General features: G+C 34.6%; 7 protein-coding genes and 1 pseudogene. 4 read left to right on the plus strand and 4 right to left on the minus strand.

Annotated elements, in window-relative coordinates:
- Positions 1-200 precede the first annotated feature (200 nt).
- A complete protein-coding gene (locus tag ABF281_RS07100) occupies positions 201-1,637 on the minus strand; it encodes a TonB-dependent receptor (protein WP_347180985.1) in 1,437 nt (478 codons plus the stop codon).
- A gap of 89 nt (positions 1,638-1,726) precedes the next feature.
- Here ABF281_RS07100 and ABF281_RS07105 point away from each other — a divergent pair, with 89 nt between their 5' ends.
- The gene (locus tag ABF281_RS07105) at positions 1,727-2,488 is read left to right on the plus strand and encodes an MBL fold metallo-hydrolase (RefSeq protein WP_347180986.1); all 762 of its coding nucleotides are present in this window, start codon (positions 1,727-1,729) and stop codon (positions 2,486-2,488) included.
- Between the two features lie 41 nt (positions 2,489-2,529).
- On the opposite strand, the gene ABF281_RS07110 is transcribed toward ABF281_RS07105, so the two are convergent.
- The 3 genes from ABF281_RS07110 to purB are packed head-to-tail and all read right to left on the minus strand — an operon-like array spanning position 2,530 to position 5,891.
- Positions 2,530-4,149 (minus strand): M1 family metallopeptidase, encoded by a 1,620-nt coding sequence (locus ABF281_RS07110; RefSeq protein WP_347180987.1) that lies wholly within the window; start codon positions 4,147-4,149, stop codon positions 2,530-2,532.
- A 22-nt stretch (positions 4,150-4,171) separates the two neighbouring features.
- Positions 4,172-4,543, minus strand: a complete 372-nt coding sequence (locus ABF281_RS07115; protein WP_347180988.1) for a hypothetical protein — start codon at positions 4,541-4,543, stop codon at positions 4,172-4,174.
- Between the two features lie 4 nt (positions 4,544-4,547).
- Complete coding sequence (gene purB, locus ABF281_RS07120; protein WP_347180989.1) at positions 4,548-5,891, minus strand: adenylosuccinate lyase; 1,344 nt, start codon at positions 5,889-5,891, stop codon at positions 4,548-4,550.
- A gap of 163 nt (positions 5,892-6,054) precedes the next feature.
- Here purB and ABF281_RS07125 point away from each other — a divergent pair, with 163 nt between their 5' ends.
- The 3 genes and pseudogenes from ABF281_RS07125 to ABF281_RS07135 all read left to right on the plus strand — a co-directional run.
- Positions 6,055-7,068: a hypothetical protein gene (locus ABF281_RS07125; protein WP_347180990.1), complete on the plus strand. Its 1,014-nt coding sequence runs from the start codon at positions 6,055-6,057 to the stop codon at positions 7,066-7,068.
- Between the two features lie 103 nt (positions 7,069-7,171).
- On the plus strand, positions 7,172-8,362 hold the full coding sequence (gene mnmA, locus ABF281_RS07130) for a tRNA 2-thiouridine(34) synthase MnmA (protein WP_347180991.1): 1,191 nt from the start codon (positions 7,172-7,174) through the stop codon (positions 8,360-8,362).
- 22 nt (positions 8,363-8,384) lie between these two features.
- A pseudogene (locus ABF281_RS07135) lies at positions 8,385-9,163 on the plus strand (peptidase S8); the annotation flags it as partial.

Here is a 9,163-nt window from a genome sequence, read left to right on the forward strand (position 1 = left end):
AGAGCAGCTTGCTTACTACCTAAAAACTTTTTATGTTTTTTAACCCTTAGTTACTAGCGTTTTTAAAATGATGTTATTGGGATTATATCCAGTTAAAATCATTTGATCCTACTGATTATATCAGTCGAACTAACTTTATATATGTTTGTGATCATTTACCAATAACTCTAAATTAATTATCAATCTTTTTAACAAGTTCTTTATTTACTTTTTTTATACCCAAATAAGCCTTTGAACTTAATGGTCTCTGCTATACCTTCAGGTAGCATTGTTTCCCATCCATTTTCATTCATACTGATTTTTCTAAAAACATCTTGACCTTGAATCTTCATGTGAGAAACATCATACTCAGTAATATCTATTATTTTATTGGATTGCTTAAAGTATTTGTAGAGTTCTTTTACTTTGTGGTGAAGTCTTAAATTGTTACTGTCTATGATGGTTTCGTCCTCTGATAAAATTGGGTAAAGGTATATTTTCAAGTTGTTTGAAAATAATTTACCTATCCCTTCGAGAATACTTCCTTTTAAGTTACGATAGTATTTGATGTCAAAAATATTCATAATACTATCAGACCCCATAGCAAATCCTATTTGTTCGTTGGTAAATTCCCCAAAATATTCAACTAATTTATAATATTCTTGAAAGTTGGTAATCATAACAATCTGTCCAAGAGAGCAAAGAAGGTCAGTCCTATCTAGAAAATCTCGCTCGTTGATTTCTCCTTCGTTTTTCAAGTTAGAAAGTGTGATTTCAAAAATGGTTTTGGTACTTTCAGGGTTTACTTTTTTATCTTCATAAAACAGTTTTTGGGATCCTTCATATACATCCATGTTGATTTTGGTTACAGGCCTAAATCTACCTCTCAGTGCCAGTATGTTTTTTTTGTAAAGTTCTTGAGCTGGTAACAAGTTTTTCCCTAGAGAATCAAACATGACTGCGTTTGTCATTCCATTTTTGACCAATTGCAAACTCATAAGTCTATTGTCCACATAGGTAAATCGAGGTCCTGAGAAATTGATCATGTCAATTTCTATTTCATCAAGATCTATATTGTCATACAATGATTTAATCAGATCTTTGGGGTTGTCATTGTAATAAAACGCTCCGTAAATTAAGTTCACCCCTAAGCGACCTAATGTTTCTTGTTGTAAGGTAGCATCTGTTTGTTTAAAACGTGTATGTAGTATGATTTCGTTATATCTTTCGTTTGAGTCCAGTTGAAATTGGATTCCTACCCATCCATGGCCTTTAAATTTCTTTGCAAAATCTATAGTTGCAACTGTATTTGCATAGGAGAAATAAATTTTTTCTGGGTGTTTGTTTCTATCCAGCCTATCTTCTATCAATTGAATTTCATGTCGCAACATTTTTTTCAATCGACTCTCCGTAACATATCTGTTGTGATTTTCAACACCATAAATTGCATCAGAAAAATCTTTGTCATAAGCACTCATCGCTTTTGCTATCGTTCCGGAAGAACCTCCTGCTCTAAAAAAATGTCGAACAGTTTCTTGTCCTGCACCAATTTCAGAGAATGTTCCGTAAATATTCTTGTTGAGATTGATCTTGAGTGCTTTTGTTTTACTCGTTAAAATATTTTCTACAGGGATATCTCCTTTGTGTGTAACAGCCATTTAGTGAGGGTTCAATTGATACAATCAAATATACTAAAATTGTGTTGTATATGGTTGTCTTTTTATATTTTTGGATGAAGAATTTTTATATGAAAATAACTTTTTTAGGTACCGGGACTTCTCAAGGCATTCCCATGTTGCTGTCTGATGAACCAGTAAACTTTTCAACAGATAATAAGGACAAAAGAATGCGTTCTTCCATTTATATTCAGTGGGAGCAAGGAGCTTGCTTGATAGACTGTGGCGCTGATTTTAGAGTTCAAATATTGAACAATGAAATCAAAAGGATTGATGGTGTTTTTATTACCCACGAGCATGCAGATCATATTGCTGGATTAGATGATATTCGACCTTTTTGTTACAAAAATGGGCCTATGCCCCTTTATGCTATGTCAAGAGTGATGGATAGTTTGTCAGAAAGGTATGCTTATATATTTAAGACAAAGAATAGATATCCTGGCGCGGCTGCTGTGATCCCAACGATAATTGATGATTTGCCTTTTGAATTCTACGGAAAAAAAGTCATCCCTATACAAGTAGATCATGGAGGGCTTCCAATTCTAGGTTATAGGATTGATGATTTTGCTTATTTGACAGATGTCAAGACCATCAAAACCTCTGAATTACAAAAGTTAAAGGGGGTAAGGATAATTGTTCTAAATGCTTTACGAATAGAAACTCATCCCACCCATCTAAATTTAGAAGAAGCCTTAGCTTTGGTCAAACAAATTCAGCCTGTTAAAGCGTACTTTACTCACATCAGTCATAGACTAGGTTTTCATGAGGAAGTGAGTAAAAATTTACCTAAAAATGTGTTTTTAGCCTATGATGGACTAGAGATTGAATTGTAAGGAAGACCTATGGTATGTGTGTTTTTTGATTATTGTCAATTTTAAAATGATTCGAATTCTACATTTATATAAAAGTTTTTATCAACCTTTAGGTCTTGAATATTAGCTTTTAATTTTTTCCAATTTTGGCTCCTGGGCGTTATCCATTTTTCTTTGTTATTGAGATAAATTTTCAATGGGATTTTAAAATCATCAACAACGTTTTCCCAACGATAATAGAGGTAGCCTTTTTTAGATTTGATGGCTAGTGTAGGGATTTTTGTTGTGTTGAGGTATTGAAGAAAGAATTTTGATAAATTTAATTTAGAGTTCTTTGTGATGTAGCTTTGGATTTGTTTTCCTGTAACCGTTTGGTGATAAAAATCGTGGTTCATCCCTTTGAGTATGTTTCTCCAAAGATCATCATTGTTGAGAATTTGACGTAGCGTGTGAAGCATCAAACTTCCTTTGGTATACATGTCTGAGCTTCCTTCATGATTGACTCCATAAACGCCTACGAGTGGAGAATCGTTTTTAACAATTGTCTTTAGTCCTTGTAGGTATTCATTTCCGGCTTTTTTTCCATAATAATATTCGATAAATAAAGCTTCGGAATAAGAGGTAAAAGCTTCATGAATCCATAAATCGGCTACATCTTTACAGGTAATGCTATTGGCAAACCACTCATGCCCAGATTCGTGAATGATAATGAAATCAAAATGATTACCCCACATAGAACTACCCATTGGCCTACCCATATATCCTTTTAAATATTGATTTCCATAACCAATACAGCTTTGATGTTCCATCCCCAAATACGGAGTTTCGACCAACTTGTAACCGTCTTCATAAAATGGATAAGGTCCAAACCAATATTCAAACGCCTTTAACATTTTGTGAACTTCTTTGAAGTGTTTTTTTGCTCTGTTTAAGTTTTGTGGGAGTACATAATAAGTACATGATAAGTTTCCATTTATCCCATTAAATGATTCCTTGAAACTAGTGTAATTAGCGATATTGATACAAACCCCATAGTTGTTAATTGGATTGGTCACGGTCCAAGTAAATGAAGTTGTGTGGTCTGAGTTGTTTTGGGTTTTGATTTTTTTTCCATTAGAGACCCCTGTCAAGTGTTCTGGGCAAGTGATCGTGATTTGCATGCTTTCTGCCTCATCAGCTGGATGATCTTTACACGGCCACCAAATACTAGCGCCAATAGATTGATTTGCCGTAGCGATGAACTCATTTCCATCACGAGTTTTATTCCATATGAATCCGCCATCCCATGGAGGGTTTACAGCTTCTTTAGGTTTTCCATGGTAAAAAACTTCAATTTTTTCAGTAGCCTTTACTCTTTGTTTTTTTGTTAAATTGACGTAGTAGCAATAGCCCTTTTTCTGATAGTTTAATTTTTTTTCATCTTGAAGGATAGAGTCAATAACCATTGGATTTTGTAACTCTATTTGTAAAATTTTAGAGGATTTTAATACTTTGTATCTAATCGTGTTGCTCCCTTTGATGCTTTTTGTGCTAGGGAAAACTTGGAGATTTAAAGTATAGTTTTTGACATCCCACCAAGCTCTTTCAGGAGTTATACTTCCTCGAAGTGTGTCTTGTTTTGTGAAGATTTGTGCAAGAGAAATATGGTAGCAGAAAGTGCAGATCAACAAGAACTTGTACATACCAGTGTTTTAAGACGTTATTTTACTCTTTGGTAATATAGGTAGTTCCTGTTTGTATAAAATGACTACCTAAATAGCCTGCCTTAAATTTATAATAATTTTTTTTAATCTTAGTGATACGAACCTTAAAAGGAATACTGTCTAGTTTGTTTTTTGGGGTTGTTTTACGCAATTCGTACTCAAAATTTGATTTCCAGAAAATAGAAAAAGTATCTACTTTGTTTTTGTAAGTTTCTATCTGTAGTGTTTTGGTTCTGTACAAATATGAGCTATCTTTTCTTTCTCCTAAGTAGGTCTTAAATCGACCTTCTTTAAACAACAAAACATCCGTTCTATTTCCTGAGTTGCAAGAAATAAAAACGGATATGAATATAATGTAAGAGATAAACCTCATCAATTTAGATACCAGTATAGTTGCTCGGGGTGATTACTTTTAGTTCTGCTTTGATTTCATCAGATACTTCTAGCGTGTCAATAAAATTAGCAATCGTATTCCCTGTTATTTTTTCGTTAACACGTGTCAGTCCTTTTAGAGCCTCGTATGGATTAGGATACGCTTCTCTTCTTAATATTGTTTGAATGGCTTCTGCAACCACCGCCCAATTGTTTTCTAGGTCTCTAGCGAAAGCATCACGATTGATCAATAATTTTTCCAGCCCTTTTAGGGTAGAAGCAAAACCAATCAAGGTGTGTCCAAATGGAACTCCTATATTTCTTAACACAGTGGAGTCTGTCAGATCACGTTGTAACCTAGACACAGGAAGTTTTATGGCTAAGTGTTCAAAAATAGCATTTGCTATTCCAAGGTTACCTTCTGAGTTCTCAAAATCAATAGGGTTTACTTTGTGAGGCATTGCTGAAGAACCCACCTCACCTTTTTTGATTTTTTGTTTGAAGTAGTCATTAGAAACATATGTCCATATATCTCTGTCTAAATCAATAATAATTGTATTGATTCTTTTTACGGCATCGAAAATAGCAGCCATATGATCGTAATGCTCAATTTGTGTGGTTGGGAAAGAATGGTGTAATCCTAATTTGTTTTCTACAAAATCAGTTCCAAAGGATTTCCAATCAATATTTGGATAAGCAACGTGATGTGCGTTGAAATTTCCTGTAGCTCCACCAAATTTAGCAGCATGAGGGACTTGTTTTAGTAAAGTCACTTGTTGTTTGATTCGTTCAATAAATACCCTGATTTCTTTTCCTAAGCGAGTAGGAGAAGCAGGTTGTCCATGAGTACGAGCCAACATAGAAACATCACTCCATTCAGTGGCCAATTCTTCCAGTTTGTTGATTAGGACCACCAATTCGTTATCGTAAACTTCATCAAACATATCCTTGATAGATAATGGTATGGCAGTATTGTTGATGTCTTGGGAAGTCAAACCAAAATGGATGAATTCCTTAAAAGGCTCTAGGTTTAAATTATCAAATTTCTCTTTGATAAAATACTCAACAGCTTTGACATCGTGGTTGGTAACCTTTTCGATGTCTTTAATTTTTTGAGCATCACCAGGGGAGAAGTCTTGATAAATCTTTCTTAACTCTACAAACAATGAAGTGTTGAAATCTTCTAATTGAGGTAAAGGGATTTCACATAGCACAATAAAATACTCAATTTCGACTTTTACTCTGTATTTGATTAATGCTTCTTCAGAATAATAAGCAGCTAAAGATTCTACTTTTCCTCTATATCTTCCATCAATGGGAGAGATGGCATTTAAATGTGATAAACTCATGTTTTTGTAAATATGTTTAAGGGACAAAAGTACATCAAATTAAGAAAAGTAAAAAGATGTTTTTTTGTATTCTTTAAACTTTGTATTTTTCTATTTATTAAGGATCGTTGAAATCCAAAAGAGGGCTCAACAATAAAATTCTATAATTTTTAAAATTAGCTTTATGCGTAGTAATAAGATGTTCTTTTTGTTTTTTCTTATTTCATTTTTTGTGAGAGCTCAAGAAATTAATAGGTTCGATACCCAGGGCAACAGACATGGCTTTTGGGAAAAAAGATATGATTCAGGTAGAGTTAGGTACACAGGAACTTTTGATCATGGAAAAGAAGTTGGGGTGTTTTTTTTCTATCAAAATAAATTCATTAACAATTTCCCATCCATAAAAAAGAATTTTGACAAATTGACCAACAAAGCATCTGTTGTTTTCTATGATATCTATGGAAAGATAAAAACTGAAGGGGTCCTGATAGGAAAAAAAAGGACAGGAGTCTGGAAGTACTACGATCACCGAGAAAACCTTATTTTGATAGAACAGTATCTTCATGATCAACTCAATGGAAAGCGTACAGTTTTTTATGAGAATGGTCATGTAGCAGAATTGAGCAACTACAAAAACAATACGTTGGAGGGAATAACATCAAGATTTTCTAAAGATGGTGTTAAGCTAAATGAAATGACCTATAAAGGTGGTTTGCTCCACGGACGTACTAAGTTTTTTGAAGTCAATGGTAACCTCAAAGAGACCGGTTTGTACTATAAAGACCATAAAGTAGATCCCTGGGATTTTTATTACAAGGGTAGGTATATGGGAACAAAAGAAAATGTTAAGAAAAAGAGATACGCTTTGGACCTTGAGAATAGCGATACCCTATCAGGAAAGGAATTAGTGAAAATAGAATATTCCGTAGACAAGGATAAGAAAATACTAGAAAATATTGCTTTTAAGATGGAAGCGAAGATTAAAGAAGTAAAAAAACTTGCTGAAGCGGACGCTTTAAAAAGTAGACAAGCAAAAGAAGCCAAACAGAAAAAAGGAAAACTTACCGATGTTGCCATCATGAAAAACATCAATGCGAAAAGAAAAAAAAATACTGTCCATAAAAGCAAGTTGTCAGATGAAGAAATTCTTGCGAACATAAAAAAGAAGCATCAACCAAGTAGTAAAGAAAACAAGTAATAAGTTCGTGAGAGATGTGAGATAGTTTCCTTCAGTTCTTAGCTTATAAATGCAACCTAAACTCTTATTTTTGTATTATCTTTGCAACCACAATAATTTGAATATGAAACGTGTAGTAGTTGGACTTTCAGGCGGAGTAGATAGTAGTGTGACGGCTTATTTATTGAAGCAACAGGGGTACGAAGTAATTGGCTTGTTTATGAAAAACTGGCATGATGATTCTGTAACCATTTCTAATGAATGCCCTTGGTTGGAAGATAGTAATGATGCCATGTTGGTTGCAGAAAAGTTAGATATACCTTTTCAGGTGGTAGATTTGAGCCAAGCGTATCAAGAGCGTATTGTTGATTATATGTTTGAGGAATATGAATTGGGAAGAACACCAAATCCAGATGTATTGTGTAATCGTGAGATTAAATTTGATGTTTTTATGAATATCGCATTGGATTTAGGAGCAGATTATGTAGCGACGGGGCATTATTGTCGCAAAGGAGTTATCCAAGATTCTCAGGGTAAATCAACATATAAGTTAAAATCAGGAATTGATAACAACAAGGATCAATCCTATTTTCTATGTCAATTGTCACAACAACAACTATCCAAAGCTCTGTTTCCAATTGGTGAATTGACGAAACCAGAAGTAAGAGAGATGGCCAAGGAAATAGGTTTGGTCACCGCAGATAAAAAAGATTCCCAAGGTCTTTGTTTTATTGGGAAAGTCCGTTTACCTGAATTTTTACAGCAAAAACTACAACCCAAAGAAGGGGAGATTGTTCAGATTCCCAATACGTTTGAAGGGTACACGAGGAGCGTCCCTACTTTTAAAAACAAGGAGGAAGAGTTGGCTTTTTATAGTCAAAAATATTCTTATACTATATCTGACGGAAAAAAAGTTGGAAAGCACCAAGGAGCCCATTATTTTACAAAAGGACAGCGTAAAGGATTAGCTGTTGGCGGAACTCAAGAGCCCTTGTTTGTGATTGAAACCGATGTAAAAGAAAATGTGATTTATTCAGGAGAAGGTAAAAGTCATCCAGGATTGTACAGAAAAGTCTTATTTGTTAACAACCAAGAAACACACTGGATACGGGAAGACTTGACATTAAAAGTTGGAGGTTCGATGGAGGTAATGGCAAGAATCCGTTACCGTCAGCCACTACAGAAAGCCACACTTTACCAAGTTGCCAGTGGAATGTATGTTGAGTTTGATCATCCACAGTCCGCTATTCAAGAAGGTCAGTTTGTTGCTTGGCATACAAATGATGAGCTTTTAGGTTCAGGAATAATTTCCTAACTTGGTTCAAAAGAAGCATGAGATGAGAAAGTTTGTTTTTCTGATGTTATTATATTCAAGTCTGTTTCAAGCTCAAGAACACGCATGGGTTTATTTTAAAGACAAACCTAGTGCTGAAAGTTATCTTAATGCTCCAATTTCTATGTTAACTCAAAGAGCTTTAGACAGAAGGAGTCTTCAAAATATTGAAGTTAATATTCAAGATGTTCCTGTTGAGCATAGTTATGTTACGGCTGTTAGAAGTTCTCAAGGAATTGTTTTAAAAGCAAGGTCTAGATGGTTAAATGCTGTCCATGTCATGGGGAATCAAGCAGCTATTGAACAACTGATAGACTTAGCGTCAGTAGACCGTATTCAGTTTGCGAATAAAAACTCGGCAAGTCCTCGGTCACCCATTTTATCCTCAAGTAAAATAATAAAGTCAAGTAAGTTTGCTTCTTTACAAAATCTCGAATACGGAGAAGCAGAGAACCAGGTAAAAATGATTGGTGTTGATTCTTTCCATACTGCGGGTTATGAGGGTTTAGGAAAACAAATCGCTATTATTGATGCCGGGTTTTATGGTGTAGATACCGCTGGAGCTTTTAGTCATTTATTTGATGGTGAGGTGAGCAATGGTGAGATACTTGGAGGCTATGATTTTGTGACTTCATCTGGACAGTATTACCAAGATACAGGAACCTCCCATGGAACCCACGTATTGTCAACCATAGCGGCTATCAAGGAAGATGAATTTGTTGGGACGGCTCCCAAATCAAGTTTTTATTTATTTATTACCGAAGAGGTTTCAAATGAATCTCC

This window comes from Wenyingzhuangia sp. (genome assembly GCF_039768515.1).
Classification (GTDB): Bacteria; Bacteroidota; Bacteroidia; order Flavobacteriales; family Flavobacteriaceae; genus Wenyingzhuangia.

What these genes read in the sequence shown, in the direction of transcription:
- ABF281_RS07100 (WP_347180985.1), bottom strand. Translation starts at nt 1,637, where the DNA reads ATGGCTGTTACACACAAAGGAGATATCCCTGTAGAAAATATTTTAACG.
- ABF281_RS07110 (WP_347180987.1), bottom strand. Translation starts at nt 4,149, where the DNA reads ATGTACAAGTTCTTGTTGATCTGCACTTTCTGCTACCATATTTCTCTT.
- ABF281_RS07125 (WP_347180990.1), top strand. Translation starts at nt 6,055, where the DNA reads ATGCGTAGTAATAAGATGTTCTTTTTGTTTTTTCTTATTTCATTTTTT.
- mnmA (WP_347180991.1), top strand. Translation starts at nt 7,172, where the DNA reads ATGAAACGTGTAGTAGTTGGACTTTCAGGCGGAGTAGATAGTAGTGTG.
- ABF281_RS07115 (WP_347180988.1), bottom strand. Translation starts at nt 4,543, where the DNA reads ATGAGGTTTATCTCTTACATTATATTCATATCCGTTTTTATTTCTTGC.
- ABF281_RS07105 (WP_347180986.1), top strand. Translation starts at nt 1,727, where the DNA reads ATGAAAATAACTTTTTTAGGTACCGGGACTTCTCAAGGCATTCCCATG.
- purB (WP_347180989.1), bottom strand. Translation starts at nt 5,891, where the DNA reads ATGAGTTTATCACATTTAAATGCCATCTCTCCCATTGATGGAAGATAT.